We start from the raw sequence: 24,674 nt of genomic DNA on the forward strand, positions 1-24,674 counted from the left end.
AGAAAACGCCGTAGAGGTTGTTGAATACCACGTACGAGAAGGTGACCAGGGTCATCGCCGCGAGGAGAAACGCCACGGCGATTTCCTCCAGCTGATCCCACAGGCGCTGCAAAGCTGTCATCAGCGGTCTCCCAGAGAGAGTTGTTGTAATTGTTTTGGCAAGCCGACTCTAACCCCGCCGTCTGGCGGGCAGATATTCACGATTGGTAAACGCGGCCTTCGGCGTGGGCGAATAGCCTTCAGTGGCAAAGCACTGGAGGCATCCGTGCGGAAAAACCTTACGGCTAGAAAGTGGCGATAGCGGTCGGCCGCAGTTCTCGTGTAGGAGCCAGCTCGCTGGCGATCAGAGCCACCGCCGATACGGTGTTGTATCAACAATCGCATCGCCAGCAAGGGCTAGGCGCCCCCCAAGCCCCTACAGGTCATGCCACCGGCCGCTTCTACACGTTCCGCTGCCCGACCAACTCAGCTATCTCGATCAGATTCAGGTCAGGGTCGCGCAGGTACACCGAACGGATCGGACCCGTGGCGCCGGTGCGCATCACCGGTCCTTCGATGATCGGCCAGCCGACTCGCTGCAGATGCGCGATCACCTCTTCCAGAGGCTGGCTGGCGATGAAGCACAGGTCCAGCGCACCCGGCACCGGCAGGTGAGCCTTGGGCTCGAACTCCTGGCCACGCACGTGCAGGTTGATCTTCTGATTACCGAAGCAGAACGCCTTGCGGCCATTGCCGAAGGTCTCCAGGCGCATGCCCAGCACCTCGACATAGAAGTGCGTGGTCGCATCGGCGTCGGTAGCGGTCAGTACCAGATGATCAAGATGGTCGAGCATGGCGGTCTCCGTTCTAGTTGGCGGCAGCATTGGCAGCCTGGGCCGCTTCGATCAGGTCGCTGCCGATCTTCCCTTCATAGTCTTTCCAGATCGGCCGCATGACTTCGCGCCATTGGGCCCGCTCCTCGTCGCTGAGGGTGATCAGCTCATGCTTGCCGCTGGCCAGGATCTGCTCCTTGTCCTTCTCGTTGAGCGCCAGCGCCTGGCGATTCACCTCGACGGTGACCTCGTCGATGATGGTTTTCAGCTCTCCGCGCACATCCTCTGGCAGGCCGTTCCAGAATGCCGCGTTAGTGATCAGCATGTAGTTGCCGACGGCATGGTTGGATTCGATCATGTACTGCTGCACTTCATAATGGCGCTGGCTGTAGATGTTCGACCAGGGGTTGTCGGAGGCGTTGATCACCCCGGTCTGCAGGCCCTGATAGATCTCCGCGAAGGCCATCTTGCGCGGCACCGCACGCAGTGCGCTGATCTGCGCGGCCTGCAGGTCCGAAGGCTGCACGCGAAATTTCATGCCCCGGGCGTCGCTCGGCACGTGCAAAGGCTTGTTGGCGGTGAACTGGCGCATGCCGTTGAGCCAGTAGGCCAGGCCAAGAATGCCGTTGTTCTCCAGGCTGTGCAGCAACTCCTGGCCCTTGGCCGACTGCTCGAAACGCTGGGACGCAGCCGCGTTGTCGAACAGGAACATCAGATCGAAGATCTGCACCCGTGGCTGATACTTCTCCAGCTTCACCGGCGCAGGCGCCAGCAGTTGCACGTCACCGAGCAACAGCGCCTCCATCTCCTTGCCATCGCCGAACAACGAAGAGTTCGGGTACACCTCCACGCGCGCCTTGCCCGCCAGGCGTTCCTTGACCAGTTTCTGCAGCATGCGCGCGCCCTGCCCCTTGGGCGTCTGGTCGGAAGCGACGTGGGCGAACTTGATGACGATTTCTTCCGCCTGCGCGGCGCCGCCGAAGGCCATGGCGGTGGAAAGCAGCACGCAGGACAAGCTGCGCGAGAGTAGGCGGGACATGAGGCGATCTCCTGTTGTTGTTAGTGCGGCGGGTCAGTGCCCTGCCGGATGCCTTTGTTCGCGACGAACTCTACTGCAGCGCCGAGGGCGACTAAATTCTTGATTGGCCAAGCCTGCCTTCGCCATTGCCGAAGGCAGAGCCGCTAGCGAGATGATCGACCATCTGCCGAGCGATCAACGAGAGGTTGTCGTAGTGCCGTACGCAGATGTTCAACTCGCGGATCGCCCAGGCATCCTCGATCTCCACGGCACGTACCGCCATGCCCGGCAGATAGGTGCGCACCGCCTGCTCGGGGAGGATGCCGATCCCCATGCCGGTGTGGATCATTCGGCAGATCGCCTCGAAGCTGCGTACCTGGATGCGCACCCGCAAATGCGCGCCTACCTGCTGCGCGGCCTCGCTGATCAGGGCGTGCAGCGACGCCTCTTTCTGCAGGCCGATGAAGTCGTAGCCCACGGTCTCCAGCAGCGTCACTCGTTCACGCGTCGCCAGGGGATGCTCGCTCGGCACCACCAGCACCAGCCGATCGCGGCGGTAGGGAAAGACCTGCACGCCATCGGCCTGCACATGGCCGGCGAAGATGCCGATATCGGTCAGCCCCTCGCGCACGGCGTGGACGATCTCGCTGCTGACCCGCTCTTCCAGATCGATACGAATCTGCGGGTGCTGGGCGGTGAAGGCGCTGAGATCCTCGGGCAGAAAGGCGATCACCGCCGAGGTGTTGGCGTGGATGCGCACATGGCCGTTGATACCTTCGCTGAACTCGCTGAGGTCGGCCTGCATGTGCTGGATGTTGTCCAGCAGGTTGCGCGCGTGGTGCAGCAGCGCATCGCCCGCTGGCGTCAAGGCTACGCCCTTTGGCTGGCGATACAGCAACGGCGTGCGCAGGTGCGCTTCGAGGTCGCTGATGCGCTTGCTCACCGCGGCCAGCGCCAGGTGCTCGCGCTCGGCGGCCCGGGTCAGGCTGCGCTCATCGGCAATGGCCACGAACAGCTTGAGGGTCAGAAAATCCACGCGCATGGCAAGCTCCGCTTCGTGATTGGCGAAAGGCTCACCGCAGCGGCTGGCGCCGGGCAGGAGCGGCAACACCATAAGCCTTCGCGAGATACGAAGCCAGACTTGACGATTGACTGATTGCGGCCAGGCCCGCCGTGGGCGATGCTCGCCGCCATCGACCCAAGTCATCGGGAATTCGCACATGTCTGTCGACTCAACCGTTACACCCATGGCCCTGGCCGGGCTCAAGGTCATCGAAATGGGCCAGCTGATTGCCGGCCCGTTCGCCAGCAAGATGCTCGGCGAGTTCGGTGCCGAGGTGATCAAGATCGAACCGCCAGGTATCGGCGACCCGCTGCGCAAATGGCGCAAGATCAAGGACGGCACCTCGCTCTGGTGGCACGTGCAGTCACGCAACAAGCAGTCGCTGACCCTCAATCTCAAGGAAGCCGAAGGCCAGGACATCGTCCGCCGCCTGGTCGCCGAAGCCGACATCCTGGTGGAGAACTTCCGCCCCGGCACGTTGGAGGAATGGGGCCTGGGCTGGGACGAACTGTCACGCATCAACCCGCGGCTGATCATGCTGCGCATCTCCGGCTATGGGCAGACCGGCCCCTACCGCGACCTACCAGGCTTCGGCGTGATCGGCGAAGCCATGGGCGGCCTGCGCCACCTGTCCGGCTACCCCGGCCAGGCGCCGGTGCGGGTCGGGGTGAGCATCGGCGACTCGCTGTCATCGCTGTATGGGGTGATCGGCGTACTGCTCGCCCTGCAGGAGCGCAACCACAGCGGCCAGGGCCAGCAGATCGACGTCGCCCTGTACGAATCGGTGTTCGCGATGATGGAAAGCCTGGTGCCCGAATACGATGCCTTCGGTTACGTGCGGGAACCGGCCGGCAGCGCCTTGCCCGGTATCACGCCCTCCAACTCCTACCCGTGCAACGACGGCAGCTACGTGCTGATCGCCGGCAATGGCGACAGCATCTACAAGCGTCTGATGAACCTGATCGGCCGCACCGATCTGGCCGACGATCCGCGCCTGGCGCAGAACGACGGGCGCAGCCAGCACGCCGAGATGATCGATGCCGCCATTGGCGAATGGACTGCCCAGCGCGGCCGCGATGAGGTGATCGACGCGCTCAAGGGCGCGCGGGTGCCGGCGGGCTATCCCTACACCGCCGCCGATATCGTCAGCGACCCCCATTACCTGGCCCGGCAGATGATCGAGACGGTAAGCACCAGCGCCGGCCCGCTGAAGGTGCCGGGCGTGCTGCCGAAACTCAGCCGCACGCCAGGCCGCATCGGCGAAGGTGGCCCGCAGCTCGGCGAACACACCGATGACGTCTTGGCCGGTCTGGGCCTGAGCGACGAGCAGGTCAAGGGCCTGCGCGAGCGCGGGATTATCTGAGAAATCCCGACATGCCCTGTAACGGTGGATGGATAAAACGCCATCCACCCTACGCCACAACGGATTCGTAGGGTGGACAACGCGGAGCTTGTCCACCAAATGTGCCGCAGAGCGAAGGAAGCTTGGCCAGCCTCTTACATGCAATCGCTGTGGTGGACGGATGAAGCATCAGCTACGTGCCCCGATCCACCCTACGAGCCGCAGCCCGTAGCCTGGATTGAGCGCGGCGATACCCATGCTACGCACCGACATAATCAGGATCTCACCATGACCAAACGCCTCTATATCCAGGACGTCGCCACCCGTGACGGCTTCCAGATCGAAGCGGCCTTCGTGCCGAGCGAAGCCAAGATCGCCCTCATCGACAAACTGTCGCAGACCGGCCTGGCGAAGATCGAAGTCACCTCGTTCACCTCGCCCAAGGCGATCCCCAACCTGCGCGACGCCGAAGAAGTGATGCGTGGCATCCAGCGTGTCGACGGCGTGGAATACACCGTGCTGGTACCCAACGTGCGCGGCTGCGAACGGGCGCTTTCGTGCCAGGTGGACGAGATCAACCTGGTGATGTCGGCCAGCGACACCCACGGCCTGGCCAACCTGCGCATGACACCGGAACAGTCCCTGGCGCAGTTTCGCGAGATCATCGAGGTCACTCGCGGCAGCGCGGTGTTCATCAACGCCTCGCTGTCGACCACCTTTGGCTGCCCCTTCGAGGGCGCGGTGCCCGAGGTGCGCGTCCATGAGCTGACCCAGCGCCTGCTCGATCTCGGCGTGCAGGGCGTGACCCTCTGCGACACCACCGGCATGGCCGATCCCGCCCAGGTCGAACGCATCTGTCGCGAGTCGCTGCAGCGCTGGCCCGAGGTGGTGTTCACCGCGCATTTTCACAATACCCGTGGCATGGGCCTGGCCAACGCCCTGGCAGCGCTGAACGCCGGTATCGACCGCTTCGACGCATCGCTCGGCGGGCTCGGCGGCTGCCCCTATGCGCCGGGCGCCAGCGGCAATATCTGCACGGAAGATCTGGTGCACATGTTCCAGCGCATGGGCCTGGATACCGGTGTGAATCTGGATGCCCTGCTGGCCGCCGCTGCCACCCTGCCTGGGCTGATCGGCCACGACGTGCCAGGTGCGATCCTCAAGGCCGGCACATCAGAACGCCGTTATCCGAAACCGAAATGGATGAGCGAGGCGAGCGCCTGATCGCGGATGTGGCGGTTATTCCACCGCCATCCCCGGGTATCGCTGCGCTCAACGCCGGGCTACATGCTGGATGTAGGAGCCCGCTTGCGGGCGAAGCGATTGCGGCCATTTAGCCCAAGCCGCATCACGGCCACCAATCGCCGGCAAGCCGGCTCCTACCGGCTCATTCATTAGCGAGCGCGTGAACGCGGCTTTCAATGCCCCCCGCCCGACTCCGCTGCGCCCTTGGCCGAGAACGGTGGTTTGGCCAGGTAGATGATCAGAATCAGGCCAAAGAACAGCCAGCCCATCAGCGTGAAGTAATCCACGGTCGAGAGCATGTAGGCCTGACTCTCCACCACCCGGTCGATCTGCAGGTAGGCCGATTGCGAGGCGCCGCCGAGCTGCTCCAGATACTGGTGGGTGGCCGGATCGTAGGGCGTGACGTGCTCGGTCAGTTGCGCGTGGTGATAGATCTCCCGGCGATGCCAGATCCAGGTGGTCAGCGACGACGCGAAGCTACCGCCCAGTACGCGCAGGAAGGTGGCCAGGCCGGAGCCGTCGGCGATGTCCTTCGGCGGCAGGCTGGAGAGCAGGATGCTGGTGGTGGGCATGAAGAACAGCGCGATTCCCAGGCCCATGAACACCTGCACCTCGGCGATATGCCGATAGTCCACCTCGGTGTTGAACGAGGCCCGCATGAAGCACGACGCGCCAATCACCAGGAACGATCCGCCAGCCAGCAGGCGCAGGTCGAACTTGTGCGCGTACTTGCCCACCAGCGGCGACAGGAATAGCGGCAGGATGCCGATCGGCGCTGCCGCGAGCCCGGCCCAGATCGGCGTGTAACCCAACTGGGTCTGCAGCCACTGCGGCAGCAGCAGGTTGATGCCGAAGAACCCGGAGTAACCGAGCACCAGCGCCAGGGTACCGAAGGTGAAGTTGCGGTACATGAACAGGCGCAGGTTGATGATCGGATGCTGATCGGTCAGTTCCCAGATCACCAGCGCCACCAGCGAGACCACCGACACGGCCGTACCGATCTGGATGAAGGTCGACTCGAACCAGTCCAGGTCGTTGCCCTTGTCGAGCACCACCTGCAGCATGCCGACCCCCAGCACCAGCAACGCCAGGCCAATGTAGTCGATGGGCTGGTGGACGATGGTTTCCGGCCGTTTGCGCAACTGCGCCCAGACCACGAAGGTGGCCAGAATGCCGATCGGTATGTTGATGAAGAAGATCCACGGCCAGCTGTAACTGTCGGTGATCCAGCCGCCGGCAATCGGCCCGATGATCGGCGCGACCACCGTGACCATCGCCAGCAGCGCCAGGGCCATGCCCCGCTTGGCGCTGGGGAAAATCGCCAATAGCAGGGTTTGCGCCATGGGATACAGCGGGCCGGCGACCAGCCCCTGCAGGGCGCGGAACACCACCAGTTCGGGCATCGAACGGGCGATGCCGCAGAGAAACGAGGTGATCACGAACAGCACCACCGCGGCGAGGAACAGCTTCACCTCGCCAAAGCGCCGCGCCAGCCAGCCGGTCAGCGGCAAGGCGATGGCGTTGCACACGGCGAACGAGGTAATGACCCAGGTGCCCTGCTCCGAACTGACACCCAGATTGCCGGAAATGGTTGGCAAGGCGACGTTGGCGATGGTGGTGTCGAGCACCTGCATGAAGGTCGCCAGGGAGATGCCGATGGTGGCCAGCAGCATGCTGGCCGGGCGAAAGTTGGCGTCGCTCATGTCAGCCCCGAGCCGTGGAGGCCTGGGCCGGGCCATTGGCGTGGATGATGCGTTCGATCAGCGCATCGGCCTCGACCAGCGGCGCGTCGTAGACGGCGGTACTGAAGCGCGGCTCACTCGGCATCTGGGTGGACAGCTGGGCACCGCTCTGGTCGTGCAGGTCCACGGTTACCGCGGTGGACAGGCCGATGCGCAGCGGATGGCTCTGCAGCGCTTCTTCGTCCAGGCGGATGCGCACGGGCAGACGCTGCACGATCTTGATCCAGTTGCCGCTGGCGTTCTGCGCCGGCAGCAGGGAGAAGGCGCTGCCGGTACCTACGCCGAGGCTCTCGACGTGGCCCTGATAGGTCACTTCATCGCCATACAGATCGGCCTCGACGGTCACCGGCTGGCCGATGCGCATCTCGCGCAGCTGGGTTTCCTTGAAGTTGGCGTCGATCCAGATTTCGTGCAGCGGCACCACGGCCATCAGCGCGGTACCGGGCTGAATGCGGCTACCGACCTGCACCGAACGGCGTGCCACGTAACCGCTGACCGGTGCCACCAGGGTGCTGCGGGCGTTGTTGAGAAAGGCCTGGCGCAGTTGTGCGGCGGCACTTTTCACGTCCGGGTGGGAAGCGATAACGGTGTCATCGACCAGCGCCTGGTTAGTGTCCAACTGCTGCTGGGCGGAGGTCAACGCACTCTGCGCGCTGCTCAGGGTGTCCTGGGCGTGGGCCAGTTCCTCACGGGAAATCGCGCCTTTGCTGGCCAGGGTCACGCGTCGCTGATAGTCGGCCTTGGCGCGCTGCACGTCGATCTTGCGCGAGGCCACCTGGGCCTTGTAGCTGTCGACGTTGCTGTACAGCCCGCGCACCTGGCGCACCGTACGCGCCAGGTTGGCCTCGGCGCTCTGCTGGGCCACCTGGGTATCGGCCGGGTCCAGCCACACCAGCGGCTGACCGGCTTCGACATAGTCACCGTCATCCACGGCGATGCGTGTGACGGTGCCGGTGATCTGCGGGGTGATCTGCACCAGATTGCCGCCGACGTAGGCGTCGTCGGTCTCTTCGTAGAAACGGCCGTACAGCTCGTGGTAGGCGAAGATCGCCACGCTGCACAGCACGACGATGACGCCGAGGCCCAGCAGCAGGCGTTTGCGCTTGCCCGAATTAGGGGCGGCGGGAGTGGCTTGAGATTCGGTCATGGCGAGTACTCAGCGTGCGGAAGTGGATGACGGAGCGGCGGCCTCGAAGCCACCACCCAGGGCCTGCATCAGCAGCACCGACGCGTCGATACGCTCGGCACGCAGATTGGCCAGTTGACGTTCGCTCTGCAGCAGTTGCTGCTCGACGCTCAGCGCATCGAGGTAATTGCCGATGCCATCGGCATAGCGCTGCATGGCGATGTCGTAGGAACTGCGGGCGATGTCACGGGCCCGTTGCTGCTGCTCGATCTGCTGCTCGAGGGAGCGAATGCGGCTGATGCCGTCACCGATATCGCCGAGCGCGCCAACCAGGGTCTGGTTGTACTGCGCCACGGCCACGTCGTAATCGGCGTTGCGCCCAGCCAGCGCGGCGCGCCGGGCGCCACCGTCGAAGATCGGCAGGCTGAGAGCCGGGCCAACGCTGAAGAAACGGCTGGCACCACCGAACATGGCATCGCCAAGCAGCGACTTGCTGCCGGCGGCAACGCTCAGATTGAGGTTGGGGTAGAAATCGGCCTTGCTGGCATCGATATCGCGGGTGGCTGCCTCGACGCGCCAACGGGCGGCGACCAGGTCGGGACGACGGCCAAGCAACTCGGCCGGCACGTTGGCCGGCAGGCTGACCGCCGTGGGGGCTATCAATTGCGGCCGGGGCAGCGTGGCACCGCGATCCGGGCCCTGGCCAAGCATCACGGCCAGGCGAATGCGCGCACTGTCGACCTGCTGGGTGGCGGCGGTCAGGCTGGCTTCGGCGGCGGCTTCCAGGCTTTGGGTCTGTTGCAACTGGTATTCGCTGTCGAGGCCGGCATCGACCCGGCTGCGGGCCAGGTCGAGCATGTCGCGGCTGCGCTTGAGGTCCTGCTCGGCAAGATCCTGCGTGGCGTAGGCCAGGCCGAGGTCGTTGTAGGCGCGGGTCACGTCGGCGGCCAGGGTCAGGCGCGCGCCCTGGCGATCCACCTCACTGGCACGGGCACGGCCCAGCGCCGCTTCCCAGGCGGCACGCTCGCCACCCCAGAGATCGAAGCGGTAGCCACCCTCTAGCGACAGACTGCGCAAAGTGCCGTAGCGCCCGCCCTGGCCGCTGGGGTCGTCGACCCGGGCGGAGCGTGAGCGGGTGACGTTGGCATTGGCGTCCAGGGTCGGCTGGCGCTGCGCATCGGCAGCCAGCACGGCAGCGTTGGCCTGGCGGGCACGGGCATCGGCGACCTGCAGATCCGGGTTGCTGCGCAGGGCTTCTTCGATCAGCCCGCTCAACTGCGGATCACCCAGGCGATTCCACCAGTCACTCGCTGGCCAGGCAGCCGGCGACAGGTTGGCGGTAAAGGTCTTCCCCTGCAGGCTGGCGGTATCCAGGGTATGACCTTCGGTATGCAGGCCCTCCTGCGAGGCACAGGCGGCCAGCAGCAAAGCACTGAAAATCAGGGTCAGTGGGGTACGCAACGGCATGGTGTTCATCATTCTCCTGGCACGTGCGGCAACGCATCGGCGGCCATCAGCATTTTTTTCAACAGGCGTTGGAATTCGTCGAGTTCGGTGCGGCTCAGGCAGCCGGTCAACTCATTGGTGGCATCCGCGGCGATCTGCGGCACTCGCACGCCGAGGGCATTGCCCGCCTCGGTGAGCGTGAGGCGCACCTGGCGGCGATCCTCCGAGCTGCGTTCGCGAGTCAGCAGGCCCTTCTGCTCCAGGCGGTCGAGCATGCGGGTCATCGCCCCGCTGTCGAGGCTGAGCAAACGGACCAGATCGGCGGGCGTGCTGGCGCGGTTCTGGCTGATCAGCAGCACCACCTTGAACTGCGCGGCAGTCACGCCGTGATCCACCAGATGGCGTTCCAGCATGCGGTCCTTGAGCTGATTGATCAGCGCAATGAGGTGGCCGGGTGAGTGCTGCAGCGAGAACCGTTCGCGGTCGAAATGTGGCATCGAAAATTACCTGCCCAGGCAGTGAATGCCATGCAGATTACTGCCCAGGCAGCGAATAACCCAATTACATTTCGTAATACTTGTTATCAACTTCAGAAATACTTTGAAATATTTGGTGGTTTTGAAAGGACTGCCCGGGGGTTCGATGGGTTCAGGGGAATTTGGCGGGGACGACTGTTACGGGGGTGATGGAGGGAATTGGAACGGTAGCGATTGCCCTGGGTGTCGCAGGCTCGACCCTGGCTGCGATCGGGTAGCCGGCGTCGAGCGTAGCGACACCCAGGGATTGGTTCAGACCCAGCCATTCCCTGGTCGCTCCGCCCTGCTCATTCCACGAAGGTGCAGAACGCCTCCAGGGGCAAGCGTTCGCTGACCAGTCGATTGACCGGCGCTTCAGGGTCGGCATAGCCCACGGCGATGGCGCAGTGCAGCATGTGCTCGGCGGGTATCTGCAGGAAACGCTCGACGCTCAGGTGGTAGCGCGCCCAGCAAGCCTGCGGGCAGCTGTCCAGGCCGTGCTCCTTGAGCAGCAACATCAGGCTCTGCTGATACATGCCCAGATCGGCCCACTGCCCCGGCCCCATGCAGCGGTCGACCGAAAAGAACAGCGCACAGGGCGCCTCGAAAAAGCGGAAGTTACGGGCGAACCAGGCCAGGCGCGCAGCCTTGTCTTCACGGCCAATGCCGAGCAGCGCGTACATCTGCTCGCCTACTTCGAACCGTGAGGTGCGATAGGGCTCTTGCAGCGGCTGCGGGTACACAGGGTAATCCGCAGGATCGGGCTGCGGATCGTCCTGCAGCCGCAGGGCGATGTGCTGGCGGAAACGCTCCAGCGCCTCGCCCTGCAACACATGGATGCGCCAGGGCTGCAGGTTGCCGCTGGAAGGCGCGCGGGCTGCCTGCTCGAGCAATCCGCGCAGCAGTTCAGTCGCCACCGGGCGATCCAGAAAGGCCCGTGTGCTGCGCCGCTCACGTAGTGCCTGGCTGACGTTCATCCGCTCTCCTCGCTGGTGATGAATAGCCCATCAAAACAAAGGCCGCCTCCTGATGGAAGCGGCCTGCGGTGCTGCACGAACGGTAGTCGATCACTGCGCCTGGTTGGACGCCTCGGCAGCCTTGATCAGGTCGGCACCGATATCGCTTTCGAATTTCTTCCATACCGGGCGCATGGCTTCGCGCCATTGTTCGCGTTGCTCTGGGGTCAGTTGGATGATCTCGCTGGTGCCCGCCTTGACGATGGCGGCACGAGCTTCCTTGTTGAGCTCGTCGGCCTGCCGGTTAACCTCGGCAGTCACCTCGACCATGATCGTGTCCAGCTCGCTGCGTACATCCTCCGGCAGGCTGTTCCAGAACTTGGTATTGGTGATCACCATGTAATCGATCAGGCCATGGTTGGATTCGGTGAAGAACGGCTGCACCTCATGCACCTTCTGGCTGAAGTAGTTCGACCAGGTGTTCTCGGTACCGTTGACCACCCCGGTCTGCAGGCCCTGATAGACCTCGGCGAAGCTCATCTTGCGTGGCGCGGCACGCAGCACCTTGAACTGCTCGTCGAGCACCGCGGAAGCCTGTACGCGGAATTTCAGGCCACGAGCATCCTTGGGCTCGTGCATCGCCTTGTTGGACGACAATTGCTTCAAGCCGTTGTGCCAATAGGCCAGGCCGGTGATGCCCTTGCCTTCCATGCTGGTCAGCAGTGCCTTGCCCTGCTCGCTGGCCTGAAAGCGGTCGACCGCCTCCATGTTGTCGAACAGGAACGGCAGGTCATAGATCTGGATCGGCTTGGCGTAGTGCTCGAACTTGGCCAGCGAAGGCGCCAGCAATTGCACGTCACCGAGCAGCAGCGCTTCCATTTCCTTGCCATCACCGAACAGCGAGGAGTTCGGGTAAACCTCCACCTTGACCCGACCTGGCAAACGCTCCTCGGCCAGCTTCTTGAACAGCAGCGCGCCCTGGCCCTTGGGTGTGTGCTCGGCAACCACGTGGGCGAACTTGATGCTTATGGGATCAGCAGCGTGCAACGCGCCAACCACGGAAAGCGACACAGCGCAGACCAGCGCCTTGAGGGATAGCTTGAGCATGGGTGTACCTCATCTTGTTTTTGTAGTTGGGCAGTCGTTCGAGCCACTGATTACTGTTTACAACGTTGCGATCCCTGCACGGAATTCACCATTGTGCAAAGGCGCGTTCAGCATCTCCGAACGCCGCCTAGTCCGCTGCCCCGGCACGCTCGGCGATGCGTCTGGCGCGGCCGACCACCGGTGCATCGACCATCTGTCCGTCGACCACGAAAACACCGTCGCCCCCCTCGCCGGCCTGCAGCACCCGGCGCGCCCAGGCCAGTTCCTCGGCCGAAGGCGCCAACGCCCGGTGCACCACGGCGACCTGGCTAGGGTGGATGCACAACAGCCCACCGAACCCCATGTCGCGAGCATCGCGGCTGGCGCGGTCGAGGCCGGCCTGATCCTGGATCGCCGGGAACACGCTATCCAGCGGAGCGGCCAGATTGGCCAGACGGCTGTGCAGCAGGATCGCGTAGCGCGCCTGATCGAGCATGCGCTCGGCAGCCGCAGTGCCGCTGTTCAAGCCCAGATCGAGCCCCAGATCCAGACCGCCGAACGACAATCGCTCCACACCTGCCGCACTGGCGATGGCTGGCAGGTCATGCAGACCACGGGCACTTTCGATGATCGGCCAGACCAGCTTGCCAGTTGCGGCGGCACGCTCGCTCTGCGCCGCGCTTTCCACCTTGGGCAGCAGCACGCCGATGACGCCCGCATGGGCGGCGCAGAAGTCCAGATCGGCCTCATGCTCGGCATGCTCGGGCGAGTTGACCCGCACTCTCAGGCGCGCTTCGGGGTTGGCTGCCAGGAACACCCCGAGGTTTTCACGGGCCTGGCGTTTGAGCGGTTCTTCGACAGCATCTTCGAAATCGACGATGACCGTGTCGGCACCGCTGGCCAGTGCCTTGGCGAAGCGATCAGGCCGGCTACCCGGTACGAACAAGGCGCTACGGATGGTTTGTCTGGTCATGGAATCTGCTTCCTGGCGTAAGACTTATTGTTTGGTGATACGGCCAATTGGTGGGCTGAAGCCCACCCTACCCGTATGCCTTTCGTAGGGCGGGCTTCAGCCCACAAAACCGAGCGTCCACGGCCGCCTCGAACTAGGCTTCAAATCGCGCCGCTGACCTTCAGGCCCGCTATCGCGGAATCGCTATATCCCAGCTCGGCCAACAAGGCTTCGGTGTGCTCGCCCAGCGCGGGCACCGCATCCATCCGCGGCGTGAAGGCGCTGTTGCTGCCAGGCGGCAGCAGCGCGGGCAGGCTGCCTGCCGGGCTGTTCACCTGGCGCCAGCGGTCACGGGCCTTGAGCTGCGGATGCGCCCAGACGCCAGCCATGTCATTGACATGGGCGTTGGCGATCTGTGCCCGTTCCAGCCGTTCGATCACCTGTTCGGCACTCAGCGCGGCGAAGGTCTCGACGATGATCGAGCGCAGCGCTTCCCGATTGGCCGAACGTTTGAAGTTGGCCGAAAAGCGCTCGTCCGCGGCCAGCTCCGGCTGCAACAGCACTCGCTCGCAGAAAGCCTGCCATTCGCGCTCGTTCTGCAGGCCAAGCATCACCGTGCCGCCGTCACCGGCGGGAAACGGGCCGTAGGGATAGATGGTCGAGTGGGCGGCCCCGGCACGCGGCGGCGGCGTGGCACCGTCGTACGCGTAGTACAGGGGATAACCCATCCACTCGACCAGGCTCTCGAGCATGCTCACATCGATGCGGCTGCCCAGACCGGTCCTGCCGCGCAGCAGCAGGGCCGAAAGAATGTTGCTGTAGGCATACATGCCAGCGGCGATATCGGCGATGGAGCAACCGGCCTTGGCCAGTTGGTCGTCGCCTGCCCCGCCAGTGACCGACAGGAAGCCCCCCTCGCTCTGGATCAGCAGGTCGTAGGCCTTCTTCTTCTCGTAGCTGCCGCCTTCGCCGTAGCCGGAAATGTCGCAGACGATCAGCGCCGGGAAGCGCTCATGCAGCGCCTCGAACGACAGGCCCATGCGCGCCGCCGCGCCCGGTGCGAGGTTCTGCACCAGTACGTCGGCCTTTGCCAGCAGGCTGTCGAGCACCTCACCGGCATCGTCCTGCTTGAGGTCGAGGGTCAGGCTCTCCTTGGAACGGTTGGTCCACACGAAGTGCGACGCCAGACCATTGACCCGCTCGTCGTAACCGCGGGCGAAATCACCACTGCCGGGGCGCTCGACCTTGATCACCCGAGCGCCCATGTCGGCGAGCTGACGGGTGCAGAACGGCGCCGCGATGGCGTGCTCCAGGCTGACCACGGTGATGCCGTCCAATGGCCGGGGCTGCGTATTGTTGTTATTCATGGCGGTTTTCCCGTTTCAATCGTCCAGATCCGTCGGCTGGATCGCGCGTCAGCGATCCAGCGCATTCTTCGGCGCAGTCAGGCCAGGTCGCTCAGGTCGGCGGTTTGTCGCAGGCGCCAGACCCTGGCGATCAGCTCGCCGGCCTGGTCACTGCTGCGCTTGCCGGCGAACGCCAGCAGGCGGCGGAACTTGTCTTCCAGCTCGGCGCGGCTGAGGGTGTTGCCCGGATCGCCCTTGGGCTCGTCGATGGCGCCGCGCAAAGTGCGGCCGTCGTTGGTGAGCACTTCGACCCGCCCCAGCCAGCGCGCCGGATAGGCGCCATCCACCTCGGGGTCGAGACGCATGCTGACCTTGTCCCTGAATTCGCTGACGTCAGCGTCAATGAGCGACAGGTTATCGAACTCGGTGAGCTGCGCCTTGCCATGCACGGCGATCAGGCCCAGCACGGTGCCCATGGAAAACTTGGCCTGGTGCACGGTCTGCGGCACCACCACACGCCCCAGCACATCGATGGCGCCCTGATGCACCTGGGTGATCACCTGGGCGATATCGCCATGCCGCAGGCCTTCGCGCTGCATCAGGCCCAGCAGGGCATCGGCGGCCGGGTGGGTATGCCGGCAGGAAGCATGGAACTTGAACGAGGTTTCCGCCAGCGCCCAGCGGCTGCCGAGGCGATCCGACAGCTTGCTCGGGTTGGCATCGCTGGACATCCCGGCGGCCATCCCCTGCTCGCCCTCGAGAATGTTCTGTGCACCGGTCAGGCCCTGCTCGGTGAAGTACGCGGCCAGCAGCCCATCGGCGGCGGCCTTGGCGGTGTGCAGTTGCTTGGAGTCGGCGGCGTCGCGCAGGAACTCCCAGAGCCCGGCTGCCTGGGTGCCAGCATTGCCGAGCAGGTGAATGAACTGTTGTTTGTCGAAGTTCAGCAGCTTGCCCACCGCCACGGCAGCGGCCAGGGTGCCGACCGTGGCCGTGGTGTGGAAGATGCGGTAATGGGAACGACCGAGAAATTCACCGATACGAATGCCCGCCTCGTAGCCGGCCACCGAGGCCAGCAACAGCTCGCGGCCTGTCTTGCCCAGGTCCTGCGCGGCTGCCAGGGCCGCCGGGAACACCACGGTGGCCGGGTGCAGCACCGAGCTGTTGTGCAGGTCATCCTGCTCGACCAGATGGGACGAAGCGCCGTTGACCAGGGCCGCGAAGTACGCCGAGGTGCCGCGACCGTTGACCAGAATGCGCGCCGGGCCATCGGCCGGGCCCATCTTCTGCGCATAGGCTTCGAACAGCGGAATCGGCCGCGCGCCTTCACTGGCCAGGGCCGAACCGAGCCAGTCGAGGAACAGGTCTTCGGTGCGATCGAGCACGTAGTCAGGCAGATCGTCGTAACGCAACTCGGCGAGGAACACGGCGAGCTGTTGAGTATTTGTACTCATAAGCCGCTCCCAGGAGTCTGCTTATGAACTCGCGAGCTAGAGCCAGGCAAGGCGTAAGCGGGCGAGGAAGCGGAGTTTACGAGTTGTAAATGAGCATTCCGAGCCCGATTACAACGCAGCATGGCCGACGCGCAGCAGTTCATAAGTAGGCTCCTCAGAAACTACGCGGCAGCTCGAGCAGATGCTCGGCCACGTAGGACATGATCAGGTTGGTGGAGATCGGCGCCACCTGGTACAGGCGGGTCTCGCGGAACTTGCGCTCGACGTCGTATTCATTGGCGAAGCCGAAGCCGCCATGGGTCTGCAGGCAGGCGTTGGCCGCCGCCCAGGAGGCCTCCGCCGCCAGGTACTTGGCCATGTTGGCGCTGGCCCCGGCGTTCTCGCCACGGTCGTACTGTTCGCAGGCGCGCCAGCGCATCAGGTCGGCGGCTTCGACCTCGATATGAGCCTTGGCGATAGGGAACTGCACGCCCTGGTTCTGACCAATCGGGCGGCCGAACACCACGCGATCACGGGCGTAGGCACTGGCCTTCTCGATGAACCAGCGACCATCGCCGATGCACTCGGCAGCGATCAGCGTGCGCTCGGCATTCAGGCCGTCGAGGATGTAGCGGAAGCCCTTGCCCTCCTCGCCGATCAAACTGCTGGCAGGGATTTCCAGGTTGTCGAAGAACAGCTCGTTGGTCTCGTGGTTGACCATGTTGGCGATCGGCTGCACGGTCAGGCCGTTGCCGATGGCCGCACGCAGGTCGACCAGGAAGATCGACATGCCTTCGGATTTCTTCTGCACCTCGGCGAGCGGCGTGGTTCGCGCCAGCAGAATCATCAGGTCGGAATGCTGGATGCGCGAGATCCACACCTTCTGGCCGTTGATCACGTACTTGTCGCCCTGGCGCACGGCGGTGGTCTTGATCTTGGTGGTGTCGGTGCCCGTGGTGGGCTCGGTCACGCCCATGGACTGCAGGCGCAGCTCACCGCTGGCCAACTTCGGCAGGTAATAGCTTTTCTGTTCGTCGCTGCCGTTACGCAGCAGGGTGAACATGTTGTACATCTGCCCGTGGATGGTGCCGGAGTTGCCGCCGCAGCGGTTCACCTCCTCGAGGATCACCGAGGCTTCGGCCAGGCCCAGGCCGGAGCCGCCGTATTGTTCCGGGATCATCGCCGACAGCCAGCCGGCTTCGGTCATGGCCGCCACGAAGGCCTCCGGGAAGCCCTTCTCTTCATCGATCTTGCGCCAGTATTCGGCAGGAAATTCGGCACACAAGCCGCGTACGCCTTCACGGATGAAATTCAGTTCTTCGTTCTGTTCCGGGGTCATCTCGATTCCTCGATTCTTCTTGTTGTGTTTCAGCCTAAGAGCCTCTCAACGATCGCAAGCTGCGTAGGGTGGACAACGCTCTTTTTGTCCACCATTGCAATTGCAGAACGGTGGACGGATCGCGCCACGCAGGTGGAGCGCCGTCCGCCCTACCCGGCATCCGTCAGTCGAATTCCACGTCGGCCTGCTGGGCCATGCCGGCTTCATTACCGGCCCACAGCTGCGCCTTGCCCGGCGTGCTGATGCGCCCGGCCACCTCGAAGGGCTCTGGCGCAACCAGCGGGCGCAGGCCGCGATAGGCGAAACGACGCAAACGGGCCTGCGGGTTAGCGCGGCAGAACGCGCGCAGGTTGAGGGTGGCGATCAGCGGGCCATGCACCACCAGCCCGGCATAGCCTTCGGTGTCGGTGACATAGGGCCAGTCGTAATGAATGCGATGGCCGTTGAAGGTCACCGCGCTGTAGCGGAACAGCAGTGTCGGGCTGGGTACCACGCCCTCGCGCCAGTCACCGCTCGGCAGCGCCTCGCCGGCACCGCTCTTGGGCGGGCGGGGCTCGCGGTAGACGATATCCTGCTCCTCGCGGATCGCCAGCTCGCCATCCTGCAAGTAGTCGTGCTGCACGGTGACGAACAGCAGCGCGCCCGTGCGGCCATGTTTCTCTTCGATGTGCTTGATGGTCGACACACGGGTGGCTTCCCCGCCGAGCCGCAGCGCGGCGATGAACTCGACGCGACCGCCGGCCCACATGCGGTTGCGGTTATCGGCCGGCGGCAGGAAGCCACCGCGTGCCGGATGACCGTCGCCCCCCAGGCCGCTTTCGGCGATGGGGTCCTGAAAGAATGCCCAGTGCCAGAGTGGCGGCAGCGCCTCGCCATGAGCGGGCGTGTCTTCGCCCAGGGTCGCGGCGATGCGCTTGACCAGGTTGCGGCTCAGTTGATCGTGGGATTCTTCGGTGCGGCCTATCCAGGCGGAAAAAGCAGAGTCGCTCATGGTGGGTTCCAGCTGTCTTGTTATGTGCCGCCAGCATGCAATCCGCTTATCGTTCTGTGAATTTGCATTTGCATAAACCGGCGTTCGGTTATGCTGAACACCGCTACCGCTGCCTGAACAGGACTGCCATGCACTTCGATCTGCCGGATTTGCGCCTTTTCATCCATATCGCCGAGTCGCCAAGCCTGACTCAGGGCGCACGCCGTGCGTCGCTCTCGCCCGCCGCAGCCAGCGCGCGTATCAAGGCGCTGGAAGGCCAGCTCGACACCCGCCTGCTGTACCGCGACAGCCGTGGCGTGGAGCTGACACCCTCCGGTCAGCGCCTGCTGCAGCACGCGCGGTTGATCATGCGTCAGGTCGATTACCTGAAAAGCGAGTTCACCGAATACGGCAGCGATTCGGCCGGGCATATCCGCATTTTCGCCAACACCACGGCAGTGACCGAATTTCTGCCCGAAGTACTGGCCGGCTTCCTCGCCGAGCGCCCCGGCGTGACGGTGGACCTGCAGGAGCGCCTGAGCCGCGATATCGTCCGCGGCGTGCTCGACGGCGGTGCCGACCTGGGCATCATCGCCGGGCCGGTGGAGGCCGCTGGCCTGCAAGTGCTGCATTTCAGCACCGACCGCCTGGTGCTGGTGGTGCCGGACAACCACCCCCTGGCCGGCCGTGATCAGGTCAGCCTGCGCGACACCCTGCAGTACCAGCATATCGGCCTGCACGACGGCAGCACGCTGCTGACCTTCTTGCGTGAACACGTGGAAACCCTGGGCGGCACGCTGTCGCTGCGCATCCAGATGTCCAGCTTCGAAGCCATCTGCCGCATGGTCGAAGCCAACGTCGGCATCGGCATCATCCCCGAGTCGGCCGCCAGCCGACACCGCCGCACCATGAAGCTGCACACCATCGAGTTGAACGAGGCCTGGGCCGTACGCGAACGCAGCATGCTGGTACGCGACCTCGAAGCCCTGCCGGGCAGCGTGCGGGCGTTGATCGCCACGTTGCTGCCGGAATCCTCCACGCCGTAGGCCAAGGCGGGATTGCCGGTACCATCGCACTTCAATAAAATGCGAACACTTCGCATATGTGATTGATTTCGATGTCTACCCTGGACGACTCCTACGCACGCCAGGTGGAGGGCTACTACAGCGCCCACCACGGCTGGATTCACGCCTGGCTGAGCAGGCGCCTGGGCAATGTCAGCGATGCGGCGGACCTGGCTCACGACGTGTTTCTGCGCCTGCTCAGCAAACCTCGCAAGTTCGACAGCGACAGTCACGCCCGCGCCTATCTGCACGCCATGTCACGACACCTGTGCGTCGACTTCTGGCGCCGTCGCGAGGTCGAGCAGGCCTGGCTCGATGTGCTGGCGAGTCGTCCGGATGTCTGCGTCCCTTCCGAGGAACATCGGGCCATGGTGCTCGAAGCGCTGCAGCAGGTTCACGGCATGCTCGCCCGCCTGCCGGAGCGGGTCGCCGAGGCTTTTCTGCTGGCGCAGTTGCAGGGCCTTACCTACCGCGAGATCGCCGTGCAGTTGGGCGTATCCGAACGCACCGTGACCAAGTACCTGGCCCAGGCCATGTACCAGTGCCTGCTGCTGGAGATGGAGCTGGATGAAGCGCTCGTCTGATGCCCCGGATCACGCCGTGCTCAAACAGGCTGCGTACTGGTACGCGCAACTTCAGGGCGACGCCGATGCAGCGCTGCGCGCCGACTGGCAGAGCTGGTACGCCCAGCACGACAGTCATCGCCTGGCCTGGCAATACGTCGAGCGTATCGGCATGCGTTTTTCGCCTCTGCAGGACGATCGCGACACCGCCCAGCAAACCCTGAGCGCTGCCAGGCGCCTCAAACACTCCAGACGCAAGGTGCTGCTGGGCCTGGCCACGTTTGCCGGCGGCGCCCTGCTCGCCCGCCTCGGCTGGGCGCCGGCGCGGCAGAGTCTGCTGGCCTGGCGTGCCGACCAGCGCACCGCTGTCGGTGAAATCCGCTCGCTTAGCCTGGAAGACGGTACACGCCTCTGGCTGAACAGCAGCAGCGCGCTGAACATTGCCTACACGGCGCAACGACGCGTGTTGCGCCTGATTCAGGGCGAAGTGCTGATCGAGACCGCCAGGGATAGTCGACCTTTTCTCGTCGAAACCGCTCAAGGCAGCCTGCAGCCGCTGGGTACCCGCTTCAGTATTGGTCAGCAAGCAGACCAGACGAGACTCGACGTATTCGAGGGCCAGGTTGCCATTCGCTTGGGCGATCAGAGCGAGGTAGCCACGGTGGTACCCGCTGGCCGCCAGCGCCGTTTCGATGCCGCACAGCTGAACACGGAGGAAGCGGCCAGTAACGGACGGCAGAGCTGGTCGCGAGGGATTCTGCAGGCCGATGAACGACCGCTGGGCGACGTGATCACCGAACTGGCCCGCCATCACCATGGCCATATCGGTGTCGCACCGGAAATCGCCGATCTGCGGGTGATGGGTACCTTCCCGCTGAACGATCTGCCACAGAGCCTGAGCATGCTGCAAAGCGTGCTGCCGATCCGCATCGAACGGCCACTGCCGTGGTGGATCAGCCTCGAAGCCAGGCGGTAGCCGCTCGATCAAACGCTGTGGCGGACATTCGATCTGGTGGGCTGAAGCCCAGCTCCTCGGCAGATACCGTCTTGCCATCCAACCTACAGGGCTGCGCACATCCAGCTGTAGGGTGGGCTTTAGCCCACCACTTGGTGTCTCCGTAATGAATGACCACTATCGCCACCACAGCGCTTTTCAAAGAAAACAAGAAATCCATTTGAAAATTATTTTCATTTCCGCGTTCCGGTTTTCCCGTCTCATCCGAATTAGCTGATGACACTGCCATACCATCAGCCAAGGAACACCCATGTCCCCTCGCCCCTCGGTTTCTCTACGCCCCCTGAGCCTGGCCATCGCCCTGGCCCTGTTCGCACCACTGGCCAGCGCCGCCGAACACTACCAACTCGAATCCGGCCCGCTGGCCACGCAACTCAACCGCCTCGCCGCTCAAGCCGGCATTTTCCTGGCCGGCGATGCCAGCCTGACCAGCGGCCAGCACAGTCGCGCTCTGGACGGCAGCTACAGCATCGAACAGGCGCTGGCGATCCTGCTTGAGGGCAGCGGCCTGGAAGCGGTGAAAACCGGCGAGAATCGTTATGAGCTAAAGCCGCTACCAACCAGCAATGGCCTGGAGCTCTCGGCCCTAAGCATTTCCGGTAAGGCGCCTGGCTCGACGACCGAGGGCACCGGCTCCTACACGACCTGGTCGACGAGCAGCTCCACGCGCCTCAACCTGTCGCCCAAGGAAACACCACAGTCGATTGCGGTGATAACCCGGCAACGCATGGATGACCAACGCCTGACCAACTTAAGTGACGTGCTGGATGCCACCCCCGGGGTTACCGTCAAACCGCTGGGCATGGGGGCTGACGCCCCGCAAATCTGGGCGCGCGGCTCTTCCATCAAAAGCTTCCAGATCGATGGCGTGCCGACCTCGTCATCACTGAGCAACTACCTGCAAAGCACGGCGATCTTCGACCGCATCGAGATCGTGCGTGGCGCTACCGGCATGATGAGCGGGCTGGGAACGCCATCCGCGACGATCAACATGATCCGCAAACGCCCAACCTACGAGCCGCAAGTCATCCTGAATGCCGAAGCAGGCAACTGGCAACGATATGGAACAGGCGTGGACGTCTCCGGCCCCCTGACGGAGAACGGTAATATCCGTGCTCGGGCAGTCGTCGATTACAAGCAGCAGGGAGCCTGGACAGACAATTACCAGCAGGACTACTTCACCCTCTATGGCATTACCGAAGTGGATCTGAATGACAGCACCTTGCTCACGCTCGGCTTCAGCCATATCACCCGAGACACCGACTCTCCTGTAAGGCCCAGCCTGATGTTCTACAGCAACGGCCAGCGCATCCATTTCGATGCACAAGACAACGATACGCCCAAGTGGCAGTACTACGACCATGAACTGAGCAGCGTCTTCACATCGCTCGAACACAGTTTCGAGTCAGGCTGGAATGCCAAGGCAGAGCTCACGCACACCGAGTACAGCTATGACACCATCACTGGAAACCTGACAGGCAACATCGACCAGGCAACGGGAACAGGTGGCAGCGTGCGCCCGGTTCATTGGGCAAGCGATGTCGATCAGGACAGCCTGGACGCCTATGTGACAGGCCCCTTCTCACTGTTCGGCCAGGAGCATGAACTGATCGGGGGCGTCACGCTGTCGCAATTGCAGTCGAGCAGCCCCGGCTACGCGTTGCGATCCGCCCTCACCGTTGCGAATGCATCAGACTGGGTCGATGCGACACCAAGGCCTGCCTTCAACCGCAGCGGGAAATCGACATCTCACGAGTATCAGTATGGTGCGTACCTGAGCACACGCCTGCACCTGACCGAAGATACAAGTCTGCTGCTGGGTGGCCGAGTCACCGACTGGAAGCAGAACAAGGATTCCACGTCCTACACGACTGGCCTCAAGAGCAAAGAGAACAGCCGAGAAAGCGGGATTTTCGTTCCCTACGCGGGCCTGGTTCACGCGCTGAATGACACCTGGTCGGTGTATGCCAGTTACACGCAGATATTCCAGCCACAGGACTCCTTCGTCCAGGACTACGTCGAGTCGCCAGCGCCGGAAGAAGGCACCAGTTATGAAGCCGGCATCAAGGGCAGCTTCAATGATGGTCGCCTCAACTCCAACTTTTCCGTGTTCAGGACCGAGCAGGACAACCTGGCCGTCTGGAGCAGCGCCGAGCGCACTTACGACCTCTACAACGATACGACCACTGAGGGCGTGGAGCTCGAGCTCAATGGCGAACTCGCAGAGGGCTGGAACTTCACTAGCGGCTACGTTTACAGCGTTACCCGCAACAAGGACGACGAGCGCATCCTGACCCGGGCGCCTCGACACAGCGTCAAGACCTTCACCACCTATCGTCTCCCAGGTGCCCTGAATAAATTGACGATTGGTGGCGGGATCAACTGGGAAAGCAAGACCGGAGACAACCTGCATCTTTACACGCAAAGCAGCTATGCCCTCGCCAACCTGATGGTTCGCTATGACATCGACGAAAACCTGACCGCCTCGCTCAACGTCAACAACCTGTTCGACAAGGAGTACTTCATGGGGTCGGCGGGTAATGGCATCTACGGCCCGCCGCGCAATTTCATGACCGCCCTGAAGTACACCTACTGACCGGAGTGTCGGGGCAATGCTCGCAGCACCGTTGCCAAGGTGCTGCGAGATGCCTGCCGAGCGGCTCTGCGCTCAGCAGCACCTTGCCTCGGAAGACTGCCACCGCCCTGCGGGCTTCTCAGGCAACGCTTTACCAACCCCATCACATCGATGACCGGCAACGCTGGCAATGCGTGGCGATGATCATTAAAATCGCCTGCGCAGGAAGCACGTACACCCGTACCTCGGATTTAACGTCATGGACAGACTTCGGCAGTCTCCCTCGCGCAGCACCCAGCGCGACAGTTACCCCCATGCATTAGCGCCTTGTGAAAGTGTTCGGCAGCTTCCTGTCCGTTACAGGCTTTGCCCTGCCCACTTTTTCACGAGATTCGTATGAACAAGATCATCACCGCCAGCCTTGCCGGCATGCTCGTGCTGCTCGCCGGTTGCGCCACCGAAAGCTCGCGCACCCTGGAAGTCGCCAAGGTCACTACCGCAGCGAGCCATTACAACGGTCCGCGCAGCCCGATCGCCGTCGGCAAGTTCGATAACCGTTCCAGTTATCTGCGCGGCATTTTCAGCGACAGCGTCGACCGCCTTGGCGGGCAGGCCAAAACCATCCTGATCACCCACCTGCAGCAGTCGAACCGCTTCAATGTGCTCGACCGCGACAACCTGGCAGAGCTGCAGCAGGAGTCGGGCTTCTCCAAGCAGGCCCAGCAGGTGAAAGGCGCCAACTTCGTGGTCACCGGTGACGTCACCGAGTTCGGCCGCAAGGAAGTTGGCGATCACCAGCTGTTCGGCATTCTCGGCCGCGGCAAACAGCAGATCGCCTACGCCAAGGTGAATCTCAATATCGTCGACGTCAGCACGTCCGAAGTGGTCTATTCCACCCAGGGCGCCGGCGAGTACAGCCTGTCGAACCGTGAAGTCATCGGCTTCGGCGGCACCGCCAGTTACGACTCGACGCTCAATGGCAAGGTGCTCGACCTGGCGATTCGTGAAGCCGTGAACAACCTGGTCAGCGGTGTCGACAGCGGCGCCTGGCGCCCGGTCAAGTGAGCGC

21 protein-coding genes and 1 pseudogene are annotated in these 24,674 nt (G+C 63.5%); 7 read left to right on the top strand and 15 right to left on the bottom strand.

Annotated elements, in window-relative coordinates; translation table 11 throughout:
* The 4 genes and pseudogenes from QRN22_RS11355 to QRN22_RS11370 form a co-directional block, all read right to left on the bottom strand.
* A pseudogene (locus QRN22_RS11355) lies at positions 1 to 121 on the bottom strand (C4-dicarboxylate ABC transporter); the annotation flags it as partial.
* Positions 122 to 440: 319 nt separating this feature from the next.
* A complete protein-coding gene (locus tag QRN22_RS11360; protein WP_042556093.1) occupies positions 441 to 833 on the bottom strand; it encodes a VOC family protein in 393 nt (130 codons plus the stop codon).
* A gap of 13 nt (positions 834 to 846) precedes the next feature.
* Entirely contained in the window at positions 847 to 1,851 is a 1,005-nt protein-coding gene (locus QRN22_RS11365; RefSeq protein ID WP_042556094.1) for a DctP family TRAP transporter solute-binding subunit, read from the bottom strand.
* A 91-nt stretch (positions 1,852 to 1,942) separates the two neighbouring features.
* Positions 1,943 to 2,872, bottom strand: coding sequence for a LysR family transcriptional regulator (locus QRN22_RS11370; protein ID WP_042556131.1), 930 nt, complete (start codon positions 2,870 to 2,872; stop codon positions 1,943 to 1,945).
* Between the two features lie 178 nt (positions 2,873 to 3,050).
* On the opposite strand from QRN22_RS11370, the gene QRN22_RS11375 reads away from it, so the two are divergent.
* Together QRN22_RS11375 and QRN22_RS11380 are read left to right on the top strand one after the other, a co-directional pair.
* Positions 3,051 to 4,256, top strand: a complete 1,206-nt coding sequence (locus tag QRN22_RS11375; protein WP_042556095.1) for a CaiB/BaiF CoA transferase family protein — start codon at positions 3,051 to 3,053, stop codon at positions 4,254 to 4,256.
* A 267-nt stretch (positions 4,257 to 4,523) separates the two neighbouring features.
* Complete coding sequence (locus QRN22_RS11380; protein ID WP_042556096.1) at positions 4,524 to 5,459, top strand: hydroxymethylglutaryl-CoA lyase; 936 nt, start codon at positions 4,524 to 4,526, stop codon at positions 5,457 to 5,459.
* A 194-nt stretch (positions 5,460 to 5,653) separates the two neighbouring features.
* On the opposite strand, the gene QRN22_RS11385 is transcribed toward QRN22_RS11380, so the two are convergent.
* The 11 genes from QRN22_RS11385 to QRN22_RS11435 all read right to left on the bottom strand — a co-directional run bounded on the left by QRN22_RS11385 (position 5,654) and on the right by QRN22_RS11435 (position 18,409).
* Complete coding sequence (locus QRN22_RS11385; RefSeq protein WP_042556097.1) at positions 5,654 to 7,183, bottom strand: DHA2 family efflux MFS transporter permease subunit; 1,530 nt, start codon at positions 7,181 to 7,183, stop codon at positions 5,654 to 5,656.
* A gap of 1 nt (position 7,184) precedes the next feature.
* Positions 7,185 to 8,369 carry an HlyD family secretion protein gene (locus tag QRN22_RS11390; RefSeq protein WP_042556098.1) on the bottom strand — a complete coding sequence of 395 codons (1,185 nt, stop codon included), beginning with the start codon at positions 8,367 to 8,369 and terminating at the stop codon, positions 7,185 to 7,187.
* A gap of 9 nt (positions 8,370 to 8,378) precedes the next feature.
* Positions 8,379 to 9,824 (bottom strand): efflux transporter outer membrane subunit, encoded by a 1,446-nt coding sequence (locus tag QRN22_RS11395; protein WP_197077060.1) that lies wholly within the window; start codon positions 9,822 to 9,824, stop codon positions 8,379 to 8,381.
* Positions 9,824 to 10,291 carry a MarR family winged helix-turn-helix transcriptional regulator gene (locus tag QRN22_RS11400; RefSeq protein ID WP_042556099.1) on the bottom strand — a complete coding sequence of 156 codons (468 nt, stop codon included), beginning with the start codon at positions 10,289 to 10,291 and terminating at the stop codon, positions 9,824 to 9,826. The genes QRN22_RS11395 and QRN22_RS11400 overlap by 1 nt, the downstream gene beginning before the upstream one ends.
* Before the next feature lie 326 nt (positions 10,292 to 10,617).
* Positions 10,618 to 11,286, bottom strand: a complete 669-nt coding sequence (locus QRN22_RS11405) for a nitroreductase (protein ID WP_042556100.1) — start codon at positions 11,284 to 11,286, stop codon at positions 10,618 to 10,620.
* A gap of 90 nt (positions 11,287 to 11,376) precedes the next feature.
* Positions 11,377 to 12,372 (bottom strand): TRAP transporter substrate-binding protein, encoded by a 996-nt coding sequence (locus QRN22_RS11410; RefSeq protein ID WP_042556101.1) that lies wholly within the window; start codon positions 12,370 to 12,372, stop codon positions 11,377 to 11,379.
* Positions 12,373 to 12,499: 127 nt separating this feature from the next.
* Positions 12,500 to 13,324, bottom strand: a complete 825-nt coding sequence (locus QRN22_RS11415; protein ID WP_042556102.1) for an HpcH/HpaI aldolase/citrate lyase family protein — start codon at positions 13,322 to 13,324, stop codon at positions 12,500 to 12,502.
* 140 nt (positions 13,325 to 13,464) lie between these two features.
* Positions 13,465 to 14,670 carry a CaiB/BaiF CoA transferase family protein gene (locus QRN22_RS11420; protein WP_042556103.1) on the bottom strand — a complete coding sequence of 402 codons (1,206 nt, stop codon included), beginning with the start codon at positions 14,668 to 14,670 and terminating at the stop codon, positions 13,465 to 13,467.
* A gap of 77 nt (positions 14,671 to 14,747) precedes the next feature.
* Entirely contained in the window at positions 14,748 to 16,100 is a 1,353-nt protein-coding gene (locus QRN22_RS11425) for an MmgE/PrpD family protein (protein WP_042556104.1), read from the bottom strand.
* Positions 16,101 to 16,254: 154 nt separating this feature from the next.
* Complete coding sequence (locus QRN22_RS11430; RefSeq protein ID WP_042556105.1) at positions 16,255 to 17,418, bottom strand: acyl-CoA dehydrogenase family protein; 1,164 nt, start codon at positions 17,416 to 17,418, stop codon at positions 16,255 to 16,257.
* A gap of 163 nt (positions 17,419 to 17,581) precedes the next feature.
* Positions 17,582 to 18,409 carry an HTD2 family dehydratase gene (locus tag QRN22_RS11435; protein ID WP_042556106.1) on the bottom strand — a complete coding sequence of 276 codons (828 nt, stop codon included), beginning with the start codon at positions 18,407 to 18,409 and terminating at the stop codon, positions 17,582 to 17,584.
* A gap of 128 nt (positions 18,410 to 18,537) precedes the next feature.
* On the opposite strand from QRN22_RS11435, the gene QRN22_RS11440 reads away from it, so the two are divergent.
* The 5 genes from QRN22_RS11440 to QRN22_RS11460 all read left to right on the top strand — a co-directional run bounded on the left by QRN22_RS11440 (position 18,538) and on the right by QRN22_RS11460 (position 24,670).
* Positions 18,538 to 19,434, top strand: coding sequence for a LysR substrate-binding domain-containing protein (locus QRN22_RS11440; protein ID WP_042556107.1), 897 nt, complete (start codon positions 18,538 to 18,540; stop codon positions 19,432 to 19,434).
* A gap of 71 nt (positions 19,435 to 19,505) precedes the next feature.
* Entirely contained in the window at positions 19,506 to 20,036 is a 531-nt protein-coding gene (locus tag QRN22_RS11445) for a sigma-70 family RNA polymerase sigma factor (RefSeq protein WP_042556108.1), read from the top strand.
* Positions 20,020 to 20,991, top strand: coding sequence for a FecR domain-containing protein (locus tag QRN22_RS11450; protein WP_042556109.1), 972 nt, complete (start codon positions 20,020 to 20,022; stop codon positions 20,989 to 20,991). The genes QRN22_RS11445 and QRN22_RS11450 overlap by 17 nt, the downstream gene beginning before the upstream one ends.
* Positions 20,992 to 21,280: 289 nt before the next feature.
* A complete protein-coding gene (locus QRN22_RS11455; protein WP_042556110.1) occupies positions 21,281 to 23,626 on the top strand; it encodes a TonB-dependent siderophore receptor in 2,346 nt (781 codons plus the stop codon).
* Positions 23,627 to 24,001: 375 nt separating this feature from the next.
* Entirely contained in the window at positions 24,002 to 24,670 is a 669-nt protein-coding gene (locus QRN22_RS11460; protein ID WP_042556111.1) for a CsgG/HfaB family protein, read from the top strand.
* Positions 24,671 to 24,674: the final 4 nt, after the last annotated feature.

This window comes from Pseudomonas sp. MEJ086, assembly GCF_030209025.1.
GTDB classification, from domain to species: Bacteria; Pseudomonadota; Gammaproteobacteria; order Pseudomonadales; family Pseudomonadaceae; genus Aquipseudomonas; species Aquipseudomonas fulva_A.

Excerpts from the sequence above, each read along its gene's own strand:
- QRN22_RS11360 (WP_042556093.1), bottom strand. The coding sequence starts at position 833 with ATGCTCGACCATCTTGATCATCTGGTACTGACCGCTACCGACGCCGAT.
- QRN22_RS11365 (WP_042556094.1), bottom strand. The coding sequence starts at position 1,851 with ATGTCCCGCCTACTCTCGCGCAGCTTGTCCTGCGTGCTGCTTTCCACC.
- QRN22_RS11370 (WP_042556131.1), bottom strand. The coding sequence starts at position 2,872 with ATGCGCGTGGATTTTCTGACCCTCAAGCTGTTCGTGGCCATTGCCGAT.
- QRN22_RS11375 (WP_042556095.1), top strand. The coding sequence starts at position 3,051 with ATGTCTGTCGACTCAACCGTTACACCCATGGCCCTGGCCGGGCTCAAG.
- QRN22_RS11380 (WP_042556096.1), top strand. The coding sequence starts at position 4,524 with ATGACCAAACGCCTCTATATCCAGGACGTCGCCACCCGTGACGGCTTC.
- QRN22_RS11385 (WP_042556097.1), bottom strand. The coding sequence starts at position 7,183 with ATGAGCGACGCCAACTTTCGCCCGGCCAGCATGCTGCTGGCCACCATC.
- QRN22_RS11390 (WP_042556098.1), bottom strand. The coding sequence starts at position 8,369 with ATGACCGAATCTCAAGCCACTCCCGCCGCCCCTAATTCGGGCAAGCGC.
- QRN22_RS11395 (WP_197077060.1), bottom strand. The coding sequence starts at position 9,824 with ATGAACACCATGCCGTTGCGTACCCCACTGACCCTGATTTTCAGTGCT.
- QRN22_RS11400 (WP_042556099.1), bottom strand. The coding sequence starts at position 10,291 with ATGCCACATTTCGACCGCGAACGGTTCTCGCTGCAGCACTCACCCGGC.
- QRN22_RS11405 (WP_042556100.1), bottom strand. The coding sequence starts at position 11,286 with ATGAACGTCAGCCAGGCACTACGTGAGCGGCGCAGCACACGGGCCTTT.
- QRN22_RS11410 (WP_042556101.1), bottom strand. The coding sequence starts at position 12,372 with ATGCTCAAGCTATCCCTCAAGGCGCTGGTCTGCGCTGTGTCGCTTTCC.
- QRN22_RS11415 (WP_042556102.1), bottom strand. The coding sequence starts at position 13,324 with ATGACCAGACAAACCATCCGTAGCGCCTTGTTCGTACCGGGTAGCCGG.
- QRN22_RS11420 (WP_042556103.1), bottom strand. The coding sequence starts at position 14,670 with ATGAATAACAACAATACGCAGCCCCGGCCATTGGACGGCATCACCGTG.
- QRN22_RS11425 (WP_042556104.1), bottom strand. The coding sequence starts at position 16,100 with ATGAGTACAAATACTCAACAGCTCGCCGTGTTCCTCGCCGAGTTGCGT.
- QRN22_RS11430 (WP_042556105.1), bottom strand. The coding sequence starts at position 17,418 with ATGACCCCGGAACAGAACGAAGAACTGAATTTCATCCGTGAAGGCGTA.
- QRN22_RS11435 (WP_042556106.1), bottom strand. The coding sequence starts at position 18,409 with ATGAGCGACTCTGCTTTTTCCGCCTGGATAGGCCGCACCGAAGAATCC.
- QRN22_RS11440 (WP_042556107.1), top strand. The coding sequence starts at position 18,538 with ATGCACTTCGATCTGCCGGATTTGCGCCTTTTCATCCATATCGCCGAG.
- QRN22_RS11445 (WP_042556108.1), top strand. The coding sequence starts at position 19,506 with ATGTCTACCCTGGACGACTCCTACGCACGCCAGGTGGAGGGCTACTAC.
- QRN22_RS11450 (WP_042556109.1), top strand. The coding sequence starts at position 20,020 with ATGAAGCGCTCGTCTGATGCCCCGGATCACGCCGTGCTCAAACAGGCT.
- QRN22_RS11455 (WP_042556110.1), top strand. The coding sequence starts at position 21,281 with ATGTCCCCTCGCCCCTCGGTTTCTCTACGCCCCCTGAGCCTGGCCATC.
- QRN22_RS11460 (WP_042556111.1), top strand. The coding sequence starts at position 24,002 with ATGAACAAGATCATCACCGCCAGCCTTGCCGGCATGCTCGTGCTGCTC.